This window comes from Roseovarius nitratireducens (assembly GCF_002925845.1).
Classification (GTDB): Bacteria; Pseudomonadota; Alphaproteobacteria; order Rhodobacterales; family Rhodobacteraceae; genus Roseovarius; species Roseovarius nitratireducens.
This window is the reverse complement of the sequence record NZ_PDNI01000079.1, coordinates 12,765-29,688: the sequence shown is the minus strand read 5'-3', so window position 1 is coordinate 29,688 and position 16,924 is coordinate 12,765. Positions and strand designations below refer to the sequence as shown.

Below are 16,924 nucleotides of genomic sequence, written 5' to 3'. Positions count from 1 at the left end.
GGGCTGGATATTTTCGGCAAGATGAAGATCAGGGCCGGTCCTGCCGCTCGTCCGGGTCGGGCTGGCCCACGCCGATAAAGATGCGTTTGAGCGGGAAAATCCAGACCACACCGAGCACGACGAACACGATCAGTTCGACCAGCATGGGCATGCCGTCATACCGCGCGCGCAGCCAGTCGGTGAGGGTAACGGCGGCGACGATATACGCGGGCAGCGCCACCAGCAGCACCACCAGCGACCAGCGTTTGCGCGCCTTGTAGCCAAGCGCCATGTCTGCCTCCTCAATCGGCGAACGGGTCGGTGACGAGGATCGTATCCTCGCGCTCGGGTGAGGTGGACAGTAGCGCGACCGGGCAGCCGATCAACTCCTCGACCCGGCGCACGTACTTGATGGCGGCGGCGGGCAGGTCGGCCCAGCTCCGCGCGCCCTCCGTCGATTCGCTCCAGCCCTCCATCTCCTCGTAGAGAGGCGTGCAGCGCGCCTGCTCATCAGCCGCCGTCGGCAGGTAGTCGAGCCGACGACCGTCGAGATCGTAACCCGTGCAGATCCTGAGCGTCTCGAACCCGTCGAGCACGTCGAGCTTGGTCAGCGCGATGCCATTCACGCCGGAGGTGGCGCAGGTCTGGCGCACGAGGCAGGCGTCGAACCAGCCACAGCGCCGCTGCCGGCCCGTCACGGTGCCGAACTCGCGCCCCCGCTCGCCCAGCCGCTGTCCGTCGGCATCATGCAGCTCGGTCGGGAACGGCCCCTCACCCACGCGGGTGGTATAGGCCTTGACGATGCCCAGCACGTAGTCGATCGCGCCGGGGCCCAGCCCGACGCCGGTGGCCGCCTGCCCGGCGATCACGTTCGACGAGGTGACAAACGGGTAGGTGCCGAAATCGATGTCGAGAAGCGCGCCCTGCGCGCCCTCGAACAGGATGCGCTTGCCGGCACGGCGCTGCTCGCCCAGCACCTTCCAGACCGGTGCGGCATAGGGCAGCACCTGCGGCGCAATCTCCATGAGCTGGGCAATCAGCGCCTCGCGATCGACGGCTTTGATACCGAGGCCGCGGCGCAGCGGGTCATGATGCTGCAGCGCCCGGTCCACCCGCGCGATCAGCGTCGCCTCGTCGGCTAGATCGGCCACCCGCACCGCGCGGCGGCCCACCTTGTCCTCGTAGGCGGGGCCGATGCCGCGCCCGGTGGTGCCGATCTTGGTGCCCTTGCTGGCCGCCTCCTCGCGCGCGCGGTCAAGCTCGCCGTGGATCGGCAGGATGAGGGGCGTGTTTTCCGCCACCATCAGCGTCTCGGGTGTAATGGTCACGCCCAGCCCGCGGATCGCCTCGATTTCCTGCACCAGGTGCCAGGGGTCGAGCACCACGCCGTTGCCGATGACGCTGAGCTTGCCCGCGCGCACCACCCCCGAGGGCAGCGCGTTGAGCTTGTAGACCTTGCCGTCGATGACCAGCGTGTGGCCCGCGTTGTGCCCGCCCTGGAAGCGCGCGATCACGTCGGCGCGCTCGCTCAGCCAATCGACGAGCTTGCCTTTTCCCTCATCGCCCCACTGGGCGCCCACGACGACGACATTGGCCATGATCTCTCCCCACGCCTGCGGCTTTCCGCGCGCCTCTATACCGGGGGCATTGGCGGGGCGAAACCGGAATTTCGGCCCAAGCCCACTGGACAGGCACGCCGCGCCGGGCGAAAATCGGGGCAAATGATTTTTCGCAGGGGGCGTGACATGGGATTTTTCGCCAGGTGGGTGGCGGCCTTCGGGCTGCTGGCGCTGACCTTCAATCCGACAGAATGGAACTACCTCACCTGGGCGCAGGCAAACGCGGGCGCGCAGATGCCGATGGCGGTGCTGCTGGGGCTCTTGCTGATGGTCGGCTACACGATCTACCTGCGCGCCACGCTGCGCTCGATCGGGGCCTTTGGCATGATCATGGTGCTGGCCATCGTCGGCTCGGCGATCTGGGTGCTCAGGGATCACGGGATCGTCTCCTTCGAGGATCCCACCCTCAACATCTGGATCGCGCTGCTGGCGCTGTCGCTGGTGCTGGGCATCGGGCTGAGCTGGTCCCACGTCCGCCGCAGGCTCTCGGGGCAGGCGGACATGGATGACGTGGACGAATAGGCGGGTTGCGGCGCTCGGTGGAATTGCATAGATACCGCCCAGACCGAGATCAAGTGACAGGCCCTGCCCCCCATGGAAAACGTCGTCCTGACCATCCACCTGCTTCTGGCGCTCTCGCTGATTGGCGTGGTGCTCCTGCAACGCTCCGAGGGCGGCGGGCTCGGCATGGGCGGCGGCGGGGGCGGCGCCATCTCGGGCCGCGCGGCGGCCACCGCACTGGGCAAGCTCACCTGGATTCTCGCGATCGCGTTTATCGCCACGTCGCTTACCCTCACGGTGCTCGCGGCGCAGAAATCCTCGGGCGTCTCGGTGCTCGACCGGCTGGGCGATACCGAAACCCCGGCCGCCGAAGAACCGGCCGCGCCGGGCCTGCCCAATGTCGATGACCTGCTGCCGCCGCCCTCGAGCGACGCGCCGCTCACGCCAACGGCGGACTGACCACAAACCATTGCGGGTGCCTCGCGCGCCCGCAACATGATCTAGCGTCCACCTTGCGCGGGCGCACGGAATCCTTTATGGGTTAAATCCCGTGATCGGGTGGCGACTCAAGGCCATCCGGGGCTTTGACCGGCGAACGAGACGCAGCATCACGGGGGGGGCCGAATGGCCAGGGCACGGTATATATTCATCACTGGCGGCGTGGTTTCCTCGCTCGGCAAGGGGCTCGCTTCGGCGGCGTTGGGCGCGCTCTTGCAGGCGCGCGGCTTCTCGGTCCGGCTGCGCAAGCTCGACCCGTATCTCAACGTCGATCCCGGCACCATGTCGCCCTTCGAGCATGGCGAGGTGTTCGTCACCGATGACGGTGCCGAGACCGACCTCGACCTCGGCCATTACGAGCGCTTTACCGGCGTCCCCGCCCGGCTCACCGATTCCGTCTCCTCGGGGCGTATCTATTCCAACGTGCTCGAGCGCGAGCGCCGCGGCGACTACCTCGGCAAGACCATCCAGGTTGTTCCCCACGTCACCAACGAGATCAAGGACTTCCTCAAGATCGGCGAGGACGAGGTCGATTTCATGCTGTGCGAGATCGGCGGCACGGTGGGCGATATCGAGGGGCTGCCGTTCTTCGAGGCGATCCGCCAGTTCAGCCATGACCGCGCGCGCGGGCAATGCATCTTCATGCACCTCACCCTCCTGCCCTATCTCGCCGCCTCCGGCGAACTCAAGACCAAGCCGACCCAGCACTCGGTCAAGGAACTGCAATCCATCGGCATCGCCCCCGACATCCTCGTATGCCGCTCCGAACAGCCGATCCCCGACAAGGAACGCGAAAAGATCGCGCTCTTCTGCAACGTCCGCAAGGAGCATGTCGTCGCCGCCTATGACCTCAAGTCGATCTACGAGGCGCCGCTCGCCTACCATCACGAAGGGCTCGATCAGGCGGTGCTCGACGCGTTCCAGATCAGCCCCGCACCGCGCCCTGACCTGACCGTTTGGCAGGACGTGGTCGACCGCATCCACAACACCGACGGCGAGGTCAATATCGCCATCGTCGGCAAATACGTGCAGCTCGAAGACGCCTATAAATCCATCAAGGAGGCGCTCATCCATGGCGGCATGGCCAACCGGGTCAAGGTCAATGTCGAATGGGTCGATGCCGAGATATTCGAGCGCGAGGACCCCGCCCCCCATCTCGAGGGCTTCCACGCCATCCTCGTGCCCGGCGGCTTCGGCGAGCGCGGCACCGAGGGCAAGATCCGCGCCGCCGAATTCGCCCGCACCCGCAAGATCCCCTACCTGGGCATCTGCCTCGGCATGCAGATGGCGGTGATCGAGGCCGCGCGCAACGTCGCCGGGCTGAAGGATGCGGGCTCCGAAGAGTTCGACCACGAGGCCGGCCATAAACGGTTCGAGCCGGTGGTCTACCACCTCAAGGAATGGGTGCAGGGCAACGAGAAGGTGCAGCGCAAGGTCAGCGACGACAAGGGCGGCACCATGCGACTCGGCGCCTATGACGCGGTGCTCAAGGAGGGCTCCCGCGTGGCGCAGGTCTACGGCACGACCCATATCGACGAGCGCCACCGCCACCGCTACGAGGTGGACACCAAGTATCGCGAGCAGCTCGAAAAATGCGGCCTGACCTTTTCCGGCATGTCCCCCGATGGCCGCCTGCCCGAGATCGTGGAATGGTCCGATCACCCGTGGTTCATCGGCGTGCAATATCACCCCGAACTGAAATCCAAACCCTTCGCGCCCCACCCGCTCTTCGCCGATTTCGTCCGCGCGGCGATCGAGACGTCGCGGTTGGTCTAAGGGTGGCGCGGGCTGTCGTGGCCCGTGTCTAGCCGGATTTTGGCCTGGAGCGGGCGTTCAGGTCCTAGTGCCAATGCGCGGAATCAAGGCGCGGAACGCGCCGCCGCGCATCGCCGGGCCGCCCGCACGGCACGGCGATTTCGCTGCAACCTGCGCGCCAGCCCCAAGCCCTCACCCCCCGTGCGCCGCCACCGACGCAATACCGACGAAAAAAACAGCGCGCCCGCCACCTCAGCCCTCCGCCGACAGGTCGAAATTCTGACCGGGGAAATACTTGCGCAGCCGGATATCGGCGGTGCGCGCGTGCCCCTCCATCCCCTCCAGCCGGGCGATGCGCGCGGTGGCCTCCGCCACCGGGCGCGATCCCTCGCGCGTGGCGCGCTGCCAGGTCACGATCTTCATGTACTTGTGCACGCTCAGGCCGCCGGTATAGCTCGCCGCTCCGCCGGTGGGCAGCACATGGTTGGTGCCCGACGCCTTGTCGCCGAACGCCACGGTCGTCTCTTCGCCCAGGAACAGCGAGCCATAGCAGGTCAGCCGCCCCAGCCACCAGTCGAGATCGGCCGCCTGCACCGTCAGGTGCTCGGGCGCATAGGCATCGGAGGTGGCGGCCATCTCCTCGCGGTCCGCGCAGACGATCACCTCGGCATAGTCGCGCCAGGCGGCTGCGGCGTTGTCGCGATTGACCTCGGGCAGGTCGTCGATCAGCAGCGGCACGAGGCGCATCACCTCCTCGGCCAGCGCCCGGTCGTCGGTCACCAGCCAGACGGGAGAGTTGTAGCCATGCTCGGCCTGCCCCACCAGGTCGGTCGCCACGATCATCGGGTCGGCACTCGCGTCGGCGAGGATCAGGCTGTCGGTGGGCCCCGCGATCATGTCGATGCCGACCCGGCCAAACAGCATCCGCTTGGCCTCGGCCACGAACTGGTTACCGGGACCGACGAGGATATTGGCCTTGGGCAGCCCGAACAGCCCGAAGGTCATCGCCGCCACCCCCTGCACCCCGCCCATCGCGAGGATCTGGTCGGCGCCGCAGACATGCGCGGCGTAGACGATGGCCGGATTGATGCCCACGCCGGGGCGCGGCGGCGAGCAGGCCACGATATTGCGGCACCCGGCCACCTTGGCGGTGGTCACGGTCATGATCGCGCTGGCGATATGGCTATAGCGCCCACCCGGCACGTAGCACCCCGCCGCGTGCACCGGGATCGCCTTCTGCCCGGCGATCAGCCCCGGCACCACCTCGACCTCGAAATCGGCCACCGTGGCCCTCTGTGCCTCGGCAAACTTGCGCACGTTGTCATGGGCGAACTCGATGTCGCGGCGCAACTTTTCCGGCACCTTGGCCGCGGCCGCCGCGATCGCCTCGGGCGACAGCACCAATTCCCCCTCGTAGCGGTCGAACTTCGCGGCATATTCCAGCGCTGCGGCGTCCCCCCGCGCCTCGATATCGTCGAGAATGCCCCGCACGATGTCGCGCGTCTCGCTGGCGTCGCTGCGCGAATGGCGGGGGGCTTTCTTGAGATATTCCGTCGGCATGCGCGCCTCCTCCGCGAAAAATTGTGTATTCGGCAAGATGTAAGCGCTTACATATTCTGACGCAAGCCCGATTGAAAGCGCTTGCATCCCGGCGCTAGACTGCGCCCGACCAGCCCGGAGACCGCCCCTTGCCACCCGACCGCACAGACACCGCCCCCGGCGCCCCCACCCTCTCGGACGTGGCGGCGCGCGCGGGCGTCTCCACGGCCACGGTCTCGCGCGCCCTCAACGCCCCCAGCCAGGTCACGCAGGCCACGCGCGACCGGGTGATGCAGGCGGTTCGCGATCTCGGCTACGCGCCCAATTTCGGGGCCCGCGCGCTCGCGGCCCGCCGCACCAACACCTTCGGCGCAGTGATCCCCACGATGGACAACGCCATCTTCGCGCGCGGGCTCCAGGCATTTCAGGACACGCTGCGCGAGCATGGCGTGACGCTGCTGGTGGCATCCTCCTCCTACAAGCCCGAGCAGGAAGAGGACCAGATCCGCACCCTCATCACGCGCGGCGCCGAGGCGCTCCTGCTGATCGGCCATGACCGGACCGCGGCCGCCTACGCCCTGCTCGACCGCCAGCACATCCCCTACCTCGTCGCCTGGGCCTGGGACGAGGGCGCGCCACGGCCCTGCGTGGGCTTCGACAACCGCGCGGCAATGCAGGCGCTCACCGCCGAGGTGATCGCGCTCGGCCACCGCCGCCTTGCCCTCATCACCGCCGACCGCGCCGGCAACGACCGCGCGCGCGCACGCTTCGAAGGCGTCTGCGCAGCGATGACGGCGGCGGGGCTCGACGCGCGCGCGCTACTGGTCGAGGAAACGCCCTATTCCATCGCCAACGGCGCCGCCGCCTTTGCCCGCCTGATGGACGCGCATCCGCGCCCCACGGCGGTGCTGTGCGGCAACGACGTGCTCGCCGCAGGCGCCGTCACGCAGGCGCGCGCGCTGGGGATCGACGTGCCCGGCGACGTCTCGGTCACCGGCTTCGACGATATCGAACTGGCCGCGATCCTCACCCCCGCGCTCACCACCGTGCACGTGCCGCATTGCGAGATGGGCCGGCGCGCGGCGCAAATGCTGCTCGACATGCGCGCGGGCGCCGCCCCGCCCCCCGGCCTGCGCCTCGACGCCGGGATCGCGTGGCGCGCCTCGCTCGGCCCGCCACCGGTCGCAGGGGGTCCGGGGTGACGGGGTTTGACGTGGAGCGGACCCTCACAGCTTGGTGCCAATGCGCGGAGTAAAGGCGCGGTCACGCGCCGCCGCGCATCGACGGGCCGCACCCACGGCCCGGCGATTTGGCTGGAACCTGCGTCCCGCTCGGGCCTTTTTCGGATTTGGCAGCCATAAAGCGCGGCAGAACCATCGTCGGATCGCCGCACCGCGGCCCGTCGATGCGCGGCTAATCCCGAGTCCGTAACAGGCCAAATACCACCCCCCAGGCTCAGGCTGCCCCACCGCCCCCCAAGAGCCGACACCCGCCCCATCATGTTCCGTTTGCGACACCGGTCGCAAACACGACAGACAGGCCGGGCCGATTCGGTTTTGCTCGCCGAAGGAGGACGGCGTCATGGCCCCACGCAGCAAGATCGCGCTCGTATGCCGCACCATCGGGGCGGAACGTGGGCTTGCCCCGCGCGGGCGGCCCTGAGGGCACGCCAACCGCCGCACCCCACCCTGCGATCTTGCCAAGGACAATTCCCGATGACAGCCACCGCCCCGCGCCGCTCCGGCGGCCGCGCCGCGCGCCGTGACGCACGCGCCGCCCCCCTCGCCGACACACTGCGCCCGGTCCGCCCGGGCCTCGACGGCGGGCTCTACCACCCGCTGACAGAGCTACAGATGCGCCGCATCCACGCCGCGGCACTCGACGCGCTCGAACAGATCGGCCTCGCCGACGCGCCCCCCTCCGGCGTCGAGCACATGACCCGCGCGGGTGCCATCCCCGGCCCCGACGGGCGGCTGCGCTTTCCCCGCGCGCTGATCGAGGACACCATCGCCCGCGCCAACCGCGCGATCACCCTGCACGGCCGCGACCCGCGCCACGACCTGACCCTCTCGGGCAACCGCGTGCATTACGGCACGGCGGGCGCGGCGGTGCATCTCGTGGACGTGGCCACCGGCGACTACCGCGACAGCACCGTGCAGGACCTGCACGACGCCGCGCGCATCGCCGACACGCTCGACAATATCCATTTCGTGCAACGCCCGTTGGTCTGCCGCGACATCGTCGACAACCGCGAGATGGACCTCAACACGCTCTACGCCTGCTGCGCGGGCACCACCAAGCATGTCGGCGTGTCCTTCACCGAACCGGAGTTCGTCGCCGACGCGATCGAGATGCTGCACCTGGTCGCGGGCGGCGAGGGCGCGTGGCGCGATCGCCCCTTCGTCAGCAATTCCAATTGCTTCGTCGTCCCGCCGATGAAATTCGCGACCGAATCCTGCCGCGTGATGGAGGAGGTGATCCGCAGCGGCATGCCGGTGCTGCTCCTGTCCGCCGGGCAGGCCGGGGCCACCGCCCCCGCCCCCATCGCGGGCGCCATCGTGCAGGCGATGGCCGAATGCCTCGCCGGGCTGGTCTACGTGAACGCGGTCAAGCCGGGCCACCCGGCGATCTTCGGCACCTGGCCCTTCGTCAGCGATCTGCGCACCGGCGCGATGTCCGGCGGCTCGGGCGAGCAGGCGCTCCTGTCGGCGGGCTGCGCGCAGATGCACAAGTTCTACGGCCTGCCCGGCGGCGCGGTCGGCGGCATCGCCGATTCCAAGCTGCCCGACATGCAGGCCGGGTGGGAGCAGGCCACCTCCAACGTCATGGCCGGGCTCGCAGGCCTCAACATGGTCTACGAGGCGGCCGGGATGCACGCCTCGCTGCTGGGCTTCTGCCACGAGTCGCTCATCCTCGGCGATGACCTGATCGGCCAGGCGCTCCGATGCGTGCGCGGCATCGAGGTGGACGAGGACACGCTCAGCCTCGAGGTGATCCGCGACGCCTGCATCGGCGGTCCGGGCCATTACCTCGGTGCGGGCCAGACGCTGGCGCGGATGCAGACCGACTACCTCTACCCCGCCTGCGCCAACCGCGCCTCGCCCAAGGAATGGGTCGAGCAGGGCCAGCCCGACCTCATCGCCACCGCCACCGCCCGCAAGCAGCGCATCCTCGCCACCCGCGCGCCCGCCCGCTTTGCGCCTGACCTGGACGTGGCGATCCGCGCGCGGTTCCGGATACATCTGGGGTCGTAACGGTCCCCGGGCGGCAGGTCGGTATCCCGCCGCGCCGCCCGGGTCCGGTTTCGGCTAGGACAATTCCGCGACCCCGGGTATTCTGTCCCCGTTCGACGCATCAGGAGACCACGCCCATGTCCCTTCAGATCATCGGCTCCGGTTTCGGGCGCACCGGCACCATGTCCACCAAGCTCGCCCTCGAAGAGCTGGGCTTCGGCCCCTGTCACCACATGTACGAGGTGATGCAGCGCCCCGAACAGCCCGCCCACTGGGCCGCCATCGCCCGCGGCGCGCCGGTGGACTGGCACGAGGTCTTTGCCGGGTTCAAGTCGCAGGTGGACTGGCCCGGCGCCGCCGTCTGGCCGCGGACGATCTACGCCTTCCCCGACGCCAAGGTCATCCATACCGAGCGCCCCGAAGAAGATTGGTGGCGCAGCTTCAGCACCACCATCAGCAAGTTCTTTACCAACGCCCCGACGCTGGACCTGCCGCCGCATATCCGCGACATCTTCGACACCATGTCCGGCTGGTTCCTGAAAAACACCTTCGTCGATCACACCGACCGCGACTGCGCCATCGCCGCCTACCGCGCCAACAACCGCGCCGTGCGCGAAACCGTCCCCGCCGACCGGCTGTTGATCTTCAATGTCGCCGACGGGTGGGGGCCGCTCTGCGATTTCCTGCGCGTGCCGGTGCCGGATACGCCCTTCCCCCGGTCGAACCCGCGCGACGAGTTCTGGGCGCATTTCGGCGGCGAGCCGGAATAAGGTTAACGGCGCGCGCGCTGTCCGTCCCGAACCTCCCGGTTCGGCGCGTGAACCTGCAGGTTCGCGGTTCAGGTCCGGCGAAATGTCAGGTAATGCGGCACGCGCCCCTCGCGCAGCGCCTTTTGCTCGTAACGTGTTGAAATCCAGTCGTTCCACGGCGCGCGCCAATCGCCGGGCCGCTCCGCCAGCCATTCGAACCCGTACCGCGGCACCTCTTCCAATGTCTGGCGCACGTAGTCGGGGATATCGGTTGCAACTCTGAAATTTGCCCCTTTTTTCAGGCACTTGGATAGCGGTCTTAAATGTTCTTCAGTGACGAAACGGCGCTTGTGATGGCGCTTTTTCGGCCACGGATCGGGATAGAGCAGGAAGGCACGCGAGATCGACTCCTCGGGCAAAACATCAAACATGTTGCGGACGTCCCCCGGGTAGACCGCAATATTTTGTGCGCCAGACTTGCGGATCTTGCCCAACAGCATGGCCACGCCGTTGATGTAAGGCTCGCAGCCGACGATCCCCACCTCCGGGTTCGCAACCGCCTGGTGCACCATGTGCTCGCCACCGCCGAACCCGATCTCCAGCCAGATTTCCCGGTCTCCGAAATAGTCTTTCAGATCAATGGGTTTCCGCTCGGGATTGATCTCCCAATCGACCGCCCCGGGCGACAAACGGCCCAGGTCCTCGTCCAGCCACGCCTCCTGGTTGGGGCGCAGCGCCTTGCCCTTGATACGCCCGTGAAAATTGCGCCACGGCGCGCCTTTCGGGTGGTGTTGGGCCGTCATATCACCTCGCATGTCACACGAAGAACGCGCGCCAAGCCGTTGTTCAAACGCTCTTTTTCAGCGCATCCACCAGGTCGGTCCGCTCCCAGCTAAAGCCGCCATCGGCCTCCGGTGCGCGCCCGAAATGCCCGTAGGCGGCGGTGCGCGCATAGATCGGCCGCGTCAGCTCCAGGTGCTCGCGAATGCCGCGCGGGGTCAGGTCCATGACCTTGCTGATCGCATTTTCAATAGCAGATTCATGCACTTGCCCGGTGTCGTGCGTGTCCACGTAGATCGACAACGGCTTTGCCACCCCGATGGCATAACTCAGTTGCAGCGTGCATTTGTGCGCCAGTCCCGCGGCCACGATGTTCTTGGCGAGGTAACGCGCCGCGTAAGCCGCTGATCTGTCTACCTTTGTCGGGTCCTTGCCGGAAAACGCCCCGCCCCCGTGCGGGGCCGCGCCGCCATAGGTATCGACGATGATCTTGCGCCCGGTCAGCCCCGCATCGCCGTCCGGTCCGCCGATGACAAACGTCCCGGTCGGGTTCACCCACCATTCGGTTTTGTCCGTAAGCCATTGATTGGGCAGCACTTCCCGAATGTAAGGTTCGACGATGGCGCGGATGTCGTCGCTGGTTTGCGCCTCGTCGGTGTGCTGCGTCGACAGAACGAGTTGCATCACCTCCACCGGCTTGCCATTCTCGTAGCGCAGCGTGAGCTGCGACTTGGCATCGGGGCCTAACGTCTTCTCTTTGCCGGATTTTCTCACCTCGGCCAGCCGTTTGAGGATGGCATGGGAATACAGGATTGGCGCCGGCATCAGCTCCGGCGTCTCGTCCACGGCAAACCCGAACATGATCCCCTGATCGCCCGCGCCATCGCGGTCCACGCCCTGCGCGATATGCGCCGACTGAGGATGAAGCATGTTGTGTAACTGCAAGGTATTCCAGTGAAATTCGTCTTGCTCATACCCGATGTCACGGACACAGTCGCGCACGATCCCGTCGATCCGGCCCATGAATTCCGCCAGCCGCGAGCGGTCCGACAGCCCCACCTCGCCACCGACCACCACGCAATTCGTGGTGGCAAAGGTCTCGCAAGCGACGCGCGCATTCTCTTCCTCACCCAGGAAGGCATCGAGCACCGCGTCGGAAATCCGGTCGCAGACCTTGTCGGGGTGCCCCTCCGAAACGGATTCGGAGGTAAAGAGATAGTTCTGTCGGGACATGTGATCGCTCCATTGGGTACAACCGTCACGCCAGGAAGCCGTTGTGACGGGATTGACAGTGGGTAAGCCCGCAAGCCCCCGGCGTCAATCGCTAAATGCGCCGCGCACCCGCCCTGTTGCGCCACGACGACAACGCCAGAAGGGCGGCGTAGAGCGCCAGCATCGGCACATCTCCCAGCCGCGCGTAGACGGTCTCGGGCAAGGACGGCGGCAGCGGCGCATCGCGCCACCCCGCCTCGCCCAGCGGGATGCGGTCGGTCACGCGGCCGGTGGCGTCGATCATCGCCGACACGCCGGTATTGGCCACCCGGATCATCGGCAGCCCCAGCTCCGCACTGCGCAGCCGTGCCTGCGCAAGGTGCTGATAAGGACCGGAAATTTTTCCAAACCAGGCATCGTTGGTAATGAGCAGCAGGAATTCGGGGCGCCCCGGTGCCGCAAGCAGGTCGCGTGCGAAAACCCCCTCGTAGCAGATCAACGGCAGCGCCCGCCCCAGCGGCCCAAGATCGACAAGCCGCGCACCCGGCCCCGCCGAATAGCCCTGCCCCTCGCTGGCCGCGAGCCCGTAGATCCCGAACCGCGCCAGCAGGTCGCCGAACGGCATGTATTCGCCGAACGGCACGAGGTGGTGCTTGTCATAGACCCCTGTCACCGCGCCGCCCGCCTCGACCACGGCCAGCGAGTTGTAGATGCGCGGCCCCTCGGTGCGCTGGATGCCCAGCACGACCGACGCGCCGCGCGCCGCTTCCGATATGGCCTCAAGCGTCGGTTCTGCGCGTTCGAGCAGCACCGGCACTGCCGTTTCCGGCCACACCACGAGATCGGGCGGCACCGCGCCCGCCGCCGAGAAGGCGCGCTGGCGATCGAAGAACGTCTGCACCTTGTCGGGCTGCCACTTCTCGTGCTGCGGCGCGTTCGGCTGGACAAGCCGCACCACCGGCGCCCCGGGCACGGGCGCCGCCTCGGGTGTGAGCGCCGCGCCGAGCGGCCACAATGCCGCCACCGCAGCGAGCGCAGCCGCGCCAGAGGCCCGCGCGCCCGCCGCCACGTGCCAAAGCGCCACCGACGCCCCCAGCACCAGCACCAGCAACCCCGGCGCACCAAGCCACGCGGCCCAGTACAGCCATGCCGTGTCGATCAGCGCGTGCCCCGGCTGCGCCCAGGGAAATCCGGTAAAGAGCCAGCCGCGCAGGGCCTCGGCCAGCCCCAGCCCGGCGACAAAGGCGGCCGGGCCGCCGCCGGCCGCGCGCGCCAGCACCAGCCCAGCACCCCAGTAGAGCCCGGCGCCCCCTGCCAGCCCCACAAGCGCAAAAGGCGCCATCCAGGCGTGCCGCGCGGCATCGACCATGAACGGCTCAACGATCCAGTGAAGTGCCAGCAGGAAATGCCCGGTGCCCACGCCCCAGCCAAGCAACGCCGCCGCGCGCCAGCCCTCCGTCTGCCGGAAAAACCCATAGACCAGCGCGAACCCGATCAGCGTCAGAGGCCACAGCCCCCACGGGGCCTGCCCGAGCGCCGCCACCGCGCCAACCGCCAGCACCGCCGCCACCCGCACGGGCCACCCCATGCGGGCGAGCGGCGCGGGCAAGACGTCACTCACCGGCGAGACTCGGGACGCGCACCCGCACCCGCTTGATCCGGCGCGGGTCGGCCTCGACCACCTCGAGGCTCGCGCCCGTGGGATGCTCGATCACCTCGCCGCGCGCGGGCACCCGGCCCAGCAGCATGAAGACCAGCCCGCCAAGCGTGTCGATCTCTTCCTCGTCGACCTCGTCGGTGTCGGTGAGCGACAGGCCGATCTCGGCCTCGAACTGATCCAGCGGCGTCTTGGCGGCGGCGAGATAGGACCCCGGCCCCTCCTTGTGCCAATAGGCATCGTCGTCGGTGTCGTGCTCGTCCTCGATCTCTCCCACCACCTGTTCGATCAGGTCCTCGATGGTCACGAGGCCATCGACACCGCCATACTCGTCAATCACCAGCGCCATGTGCCGTCGCTCGGCCTGCATCTTCTGCATCAGCACGCCGATCGGCATCGACGGCGGCACATAGAGCAACGGGCGCAGCATGGGCCGGATCGACAGCTTCGCGCTCTTGCCGTTAAAGCCGTGCTTGAGCGCGAAATCCTTGAGGTGGATCATGCCGAGCGGCGTGTCGAGCGTGCCCTCGAAGACCGGCAGGCGCGACATGCCGCTCTCGCGAAACACCTGCACGAGATCGTCCAGCGTGATATCCACCGGCACGGCGACGATCTCGGCGGTGGGGACGGCCACGTCCTCGACCGTGACATCGCGCAACCGATCGACGCCAAAGATCGCGGCCCCCGATCCGTCGGGCACCTCGTCCTCCGCGTCGTCTTCGTCACTGTGGTTGAAAATACCGATAACCCGGCGAAAGAATCCGCCCGTCTCGTCGCTCTCGGTTCGGCCCTCAGGCTGCGCGCTCCGCGCCGCGCCAGGTGATCCTTCTATGCTTTCGTCCATTCGTCTCGTCTCAGGTGGCGGGGCAAAACACCCCTTCATGTCAAGTATATGGGTCAGGAACCCCCAGTTTGCCAAGTATCGTGATCTCGGTTGTCTCCATGAGCGTGGCATCCGGGTCACGGATGTGATCATAGCCCAGCAGGTGCAGAACCGCGTGAACGACAAGATGGGTGACGTGATCGGCCAACGGGCGGCCCGCCTCGGCGGCCTCGCGCGCGCAGGTCTCCCAAGCTATGGCGACATCACCAAGAAAGGGCTCCACGTCCGGCTCGGGCGGGGCGGGGCGGGCTCCGGGCGCCTCCGGTGCGCGGTCCTCGGCGGGCCAGCTCAGCACGTTGGTGGCGGCGGGTTTGTCCCGGAAATCGGCGTTGAGCGCCATGATGCGCGAATCGTCGCAGGCCAGCAGGCTGATCTCCCACAACTCGGGATCGAGCCCGAGATGGGCGAGCGTAGCCTGCGCCGCGCGCGACGCCAACGCCTCCAACCCAGCTTCATTCCAGCGCGCATCCTCGACGATCATCTCCACGGGCATTGCTCAGCCATCGGCCTCGTAGGCCTCGATGATCGCCGCCACCAGCGGGTGGCGCACCACGTCGCGCGCAGAGAAGTAGTTGAAGCTGATCTGCGGGATGGACCCCAGCAACCGCTCGGCATCCGACAGCCCCGAGGGCACGCCGCGCGGCAGGTCGATCTGCGTGCGATCGCCGGTCACGACCATGCGGCTGCCTTCGCCCAGGCGGGTGAGGAACATCTTCATCTGCATCGAGGTGGCGTTCTGCGCCTCGTCGAGCACCACGAACGCGTTCGACAGCGTGCGCCCGCGCATGAACGCGAGCGGCGCGATCTCGATCCGCTTTTCCTCGATCAGCTTGGCCAGTTGCTTGCCCGGCAGGAAATCGTTCAGCGCGTCGTAGAGCGGCTGCATGTAGGGATCGACCTTTTCCTTCATGTCGCCGGGCAGATAGCCCAGCTTCTCGCCCGCCTCCACCGCCGGGCGCGCCAGGATGATCCGGTCCACATGCCCCTCGATGAACATGTTCACGCCGACGGCGACGGCGAGATAGGTCTTGCCGGTGCCCGCGGGCCCGATGCCAAAGACCAGCTCATGCGCGTAGAGCGATTTCACATAGGCCTTCTGCGCGTCGGTGCGCGGCTCTACCAGCTTCTTGCGGGTGCGGATCTCGACCGCACCGCCCTTGAACATTTCAAGCTGATCGCCGTCGAGCCCGCCGGTTGTCGCCTCGTCATCGGCCCCCATGCGCAGCTCGCGGTCCACGTCGGCGAAATCCACGTCCTTGCCACCTTCGAGCCGGGCGTAGAGAGCATTGAGCACACCCGTCGCCTCGGCGGCCGGTGCCTCTTCGCCCAGAACGGATAACAGGTTGCCGCGCCGCACGATCTGCACGCCGAGAACGCGCTCGATCTCGGCGAGGTTGCGGTCATATTCACCGCACAGGTCGATCAGCAGCTTGTTGTCTGGAAATTCGACCGCCGTCTCGTGGAGCGAATCGGGGCCGGGGGCGGGGGGCGATGCGGTGTTACCCAAACAGGTCTCCAAGGGTCAGAGTTGCATCCCGACCCTGCCAAGATGTGCCGCCGGGCGCAAGCGACAAGCATGTGAAAGGCGCGAAGCCGCCCGGCCCCGCGCCCCTTTGCCTGTTTTTGCCCTGCACGATCAGAGCGGGTCGGAAATCCTGCTGCCTTTCTTGAACGGACCCGTCGCCACGGTTGGCGGCGCGACACCCGAGCAGACCGGCTTGCCGTACTTGTCGAGCCGCTGCGAGAGATACCCCTCGAGGCCGTCGTCGATGATCCAGTGATCGCAGCCGTTGGGATCGACCCAGATCCCCGCCTGAAGCTGACTGAGGTGCTTGGAGTCGATGCCCCGGTCGCGGCTCTTGTCGGGGCCGACCTCACAGGCTGCCAAAAGTCCGACCGTCGGCAGAACAAGAACGAGTTTAAAGATTTTCATTGCTCAAATCCCTTCAGCGCCAGCACATGATCTCGACACGGCGATTCTGCGCCATGCCTTGGGCGGTATTGTTCGACGCTTTGGGCATCCGCTCGCCATACCCGCGCACATCCGCGATTCGGGCCCCCGCGCTGCGCGCCACCGAGGCCACCGCGTTGGCGCGGCGATACGACAGGCGCATGTTGTATTCGTCCGAGGCGCGGCTGTCGGTATGGCCGACGATGGTGTAGGATACCGCCCCCGCGCTCTGGAAGAACTCGCGCAGCCGCTGTTGACCGGCGGGGTGGATGCGTGCGCTGTCGGTGGCAAAGAGCTGATCTGTATTCACGACGCCGCACAGGTTGATCTCACGGCACACCGGGATGCCCTGACGGTTGACATGCGGGCTCATGTAGCCCTCGGCCCCGTCATCCATCACCCAGTGCTCGCAGCCATCCGGATCGATCCAGATGGTCGGAATATACCGCTCCCCCGTCACGGTACGCTGGCCCTGTTGGGCGATCGCAGCCCCGGCAAAGACCGACGCCCCGAGCGCCATGACCGCGGCGCCCCCCGCGGCCCGGCGCAGTATCTCGGATATCTTGCT

The 16,924-nt window shown here is 67.4% G+C and carries 17 protein-coding genes and 1 riboswitch; of the genes, 6 read left to right on the top strand and 11 right to left on the bottom strand.

Going from position 1 to position 16,924, the window contains the following annotated elements; translation table 11 throughout:
* Positions 1-28: 28 nt before the first annotated feature.
* Positions 29-271 (bottom strand): DUF2842 domain-containing protein, encoded by a 243-nt coding sequence (locus tag CRJ03_RS18350; RefSeq protein WP_104020319.1) that lies wholly within the window; start codon positions 269-271, stop codon positions 29-31.
* Between the two features lie 10 nt (positions 272-281).
* Positions 282-1,577: an adenylosuccinate synthase gene (locus CRJ03_RS18345; protein WP_104020318.1), complete on the bottom strand. Its 1,296-nt coding sequence runs from the start codon at positions 1,575-1,577 to the stop codon at positions 282-284.
* 147 nt (positions 1,578-1,724) lie between these two features.
* Between CRJ03_RS18345 and CRJ03_RS18340 the strand changes: the two genes are divergently transcribed.
* The 3 genes from CRJ03_RS18340 to pyrG all read left to right on the top strand — a co-directional run bounded on the left by CRJ03_RS18340 (position 1,725) and on the right by pyrG (position 4,373).
* The gene (locus CRJ03_RS18340) at positions 1,725-2,120 is read left to right on the top strand and encodes a DUF6524 family protein (RefSeq protein ID WP_104020317.1); all 396 of its coding nucleotides are present in this window, start codon (positions 1,725-1,727) and stop codon (positions 2,118-2,120) included.
* A 72-nt stretch (positions 2,121-2,192) separates the two neighbouring features.
* Positions 2,193-2,558: a preprotein translocase subunit SecG gene (gene secG / locus CRJ03_RS18335; protein WP_104020316.1), complete on the top strand. Its 366-nt coding sequence runs from the start codon at positions 2,193-2,195 to the stop codon at positions 2,556-2,558.
* Positions 2,559-2,723: 165 nt separating this feature from the next.
* Positions 2,724-4,373 (top strand): CTP synthase, encoded by a 1,650-nt coding sequence (gene pyrG, locus CRJ03_RS18330; RefSeq protein ID WP_104020315.1) that lies wholly within the window; start codon positions 2,724-2,726, stop codon positions 4,371-4,373.
* Positions 4,374-4,604: 231 nt separating this feature from the next.
* Here the strand turns inward: pyrG and hisD are convergent, their stop codons facing one another.
* Positions 4,605-5,912 carry a histidinol dehydrogenase gene (hisD, locus tag CRJ03_RS18325; RefSeq protein WP_104020314.1) on the bottom strand — a complete coding sequence of 436 codons (1,308 nt, stop codon included), beginning with the start codon at positions 5,910-5,912 and terminating at the stop codon, positions 4,605-4,607.
* Between the two features lie 128 nt (positions 5,913-6,040).
* Here hisD and CRJ03_RS18320 point away from each other — a divergent pair, with 128 nt between their 5' ends.
* The 3 genes from CRJ03_RS18320 (at position 6,041) to CRJ03_RS18310 (ending at position 9,894) form a co-directional block, all read left to right on the top strand.
* On the top strand, positions 6,041-7,093 hold the full coding sequence (locus tag CRJ03_RS18320) for a LacI family DNA-binding transcriptional regulator (RefSeq protein ID WP_240611718.1): 1,053 nt from the start codon (positions 6,041-6,043) through the stop codon (positions 7,091-7,093).
* Between the two features lie 513 nt (positions 7,094-7,606).
* Positions 7,607-9,145, top strand: coding sequence for a trimethylamine methyltransferase family protein (locus CRJ03_RS18315; protein ID WP_104020313.1), 1,539 nt, complete (start codon positions 7,607-7,609; stop codon positions 9,143-9,145).
* A 116-nt stretch (positions 9,146-9,261) separates the two neighbouring features.
* Complete coding sequence (locus CRJ03_RS18310; protein ID WP_104020312.1) at positions 9,262-9,894, top strand: sulfotransferase family protein; 633 nt, start codon at positions 9,262-9,264, stop codon at positions 9,892-9,894.
* 68 nt (positions 9,895-9,962) lie between these two features.
* On the opposite strand, the gene trmB is transcribed toward CRJ03_RS18310, so the two are convergent.
* The 8 genes from trmB to CRJ03_RS18270 form a co-directional block, all read right to left on the bottom strand.
* Positions 9,963-10,688, bottom strand: a complete 726-nt coding sequence (gene trmB / locus CRJ03_RS18305; protein ID WP_439126647.1) for a tRNA (guanine(46)-N(7))-methyltransferase TrmB — start codon at positions 10,686-10,688, stop codon at positions 9,963-9,965.
* 31 nt (positions 10,689-10,719) lie between these two features.
* Positions 10,720-11,886, bottom strand: coding sequence for a methionine adenosyltransferase (gene metK, locus CRJ03_RS18300; protein WP_104020310.1), 1,167 nt, complete (start codon positions 11,884-11,886; stop codon positions 10,720-10,722).
* Positions 11,887-11,891: 5 nt separating this feature from the next.
* A riboswitch (SAM-SAH riboswitch) is annotated at positions 11,892-11,939 on the bottom strand.
* 38 nt (positions 11,940-11,977) lie between these two features.
* Positions 11,978-13,453, bottom strand: a complete 1,476-nt coding sequence (lnt, locus tag CRJ03_RS18295; RefSeq protein ID WP_104020309.1) for an apolipoprotein N-acyltransferase — start codon at positions 13,451-13,453, stop codon at positions 11,978-11,980.
* Between the two features lie 25 nt (positions 13,454-13,478).
* On the bottom strand, positions 13,479-14,366 hold the full coding sequence (locus CRJ03_RS18290) for a hemolysin family protein (RefSeq protein ID WP_104020308.1): 888 nt from the start codon (positions 14,364-14,366) through the stop codon (positions 13,479-13,481).
* Positions 14,367-14,406: 40 nt separating this feature from the next.
* Positions 14,407-14,898 carry an rRNA maturation RNase YbeY gene (gene ybeY / locus CRJ03_RS18285; RefSeq protein ID WP_104020307.1) on the bottom strand — a complete coding sequence of 164 codons (492 nt, stop codon included), beginning with the start codon at positions 14,896-14,898 and terminating at the stop codon, positions 14,407-14,409.
* A gap of 3 nt (positions 14,899-14,901) precedes the next feature.
* Entirely contained in the window at positions 14,902-15,912 is a 1,011-nt protein-coding gene (locus tag CRJ03_RS18280; protein WP_104020327.1) for a PhoH family protein, read from the bottom strand.
* Positions 15,913-16,041: 129 nt separating this feature from the next.
* A complete protein-coding gene (locus CRJ03_RS18275; RefSeq protein WP_104020306.1) occupies positions 16,042-16,338 on the bottom strand; it encodes a hypothetical protein in 297 nt (98 codons plus the stop codon).
* A gap of 13 nt (positions 16,339-16,351) precedes the next feature.
* Positions 16,352-16,876 (bottom strand): OmpA family protein, encoded by a 525-nt coding sequence (locus CRJ03_RS18270; RefSeq protein ID WP_104020326.1) that lies wholly within the window; start codon positions 16,874-16,876, stop codon positions 16,352-16,354.
* Positions 16,877-16,924: the final 48 nt, after the last annotated feature.

What these genes read in the sequence shown, in the direction of transcription:
- CRJ03_RS18350 (WP_104020319.1), bottom strand. Translation starts at nt 271, where the DNA reads ATGGCGCTTGGCTACAAGGCGCGCAAACGCTGGTCGCTGGTGGTGCTG.
- CRJ03_RS18345 (WP_104020318.1), bottom strand. Translation starts at nt 1,577, where the DNA reads ATGGCCAATGTCGTCGTCGTGGGCGCCCAGTGGGGCGATGAGGGAAAA.
- CRJ03_RS18340 (WP_104020317.1), top strand. Translation starts at nt 1,725, where the DNA reads ATGGGATTTTTCGCCAGGTGGGTGGCGGCCTTCGGGCTGCTGGCGCTG.
- secG (WP_104020316.1), top strand. Translation starts at nt 2,193, where the DNA reads ATGGAAAACGTCGTCCTGACCATCCACCTGCTTCTGGCGCTCTCGCTG.
- pyrG (WP_104020315.1), top strand. Translation starts at nt 2,724, where the DNA reads ATGGCCAGGGCACGGTATATATTCATCACTGGCGGCGTGGTTTCCTCG.
- hisD (WP_104020314.1), bottom strand. Translation starts at nt 5,912, where the DNA reads ATGCCGACGGAATATCTCAAGAAAGCCCCCCGCCATTCGCGCAGCGAC.
- CRJ03_RS18315 (WP_104020313.1), top strand. Translation starts at nt 7,607, where the DNA reads ATGACAGCCACCGCCCCGCGCCGCTCCGGCGGCCGCGCCGCGCGCCGT.
- CRJ03_RS18310 (WP_104020312.1), top strand. Translation starts at nt 9,262, where the DNA reads ATGTCCCTTCAGATCATCGGCTCCGGTTTCGGGCGCACCGGCACCATG.
- trmB (WP_439126647.1), bottom strand. Translation starts at nt 10,688, where the DNA reads ATGCGAGGTGATATGACGGCCCAACACCACCCGAAAGGCGCGCCGTGG.
- metK (WP_104020310.1), bottom strand. Translation starts at nt 11,886, where the DNA reads ATGTCCCGACAGAACTATCTCTTTACCTCCGAATCCGTTTCGGAGGGG.
- lnt (WP_104020309.1), bottom strand. Translation starts at nt 13,453, where the DNA reads ATGGGGTGGCCCGTGCGGGTGGCGGCGGTGCTGGCGGTTGGCGCGGTG.
- CRJ03_RS18290 (WP_104020308.1), bottom strand. Translation starts at nt 14,366, where the DNA reads ATGGACGAAAGCATAGAAGGATCACCTGGCGCGGCGCGGAGCGCGCAG.
- ybeY (WP_104020307.1), bottom strand. Translation starts at nt 14,898, where the DNA reads ATGCCCGTGGAGATGATCGTCGAGGATGCGCGCTGGAATGAAGCTGGG.
- CRJ03_RS18275 (WP_104020306.1), bottom strand. Translation starts at nt 16,338, where the DNA reads ATGAAAATCTTTAAACTCGTTCTTGTTCTGCCGACGGTCGGACTTTTG.
- CRJ03_RS18270 (WP_104020326.1), bottom strand. Translation starts at nt 16,876, where the DNA reads ATGGCGCTCGGGGCGTCGGTCTTTGCCGGGGCTGCGATCGCCCAACAG.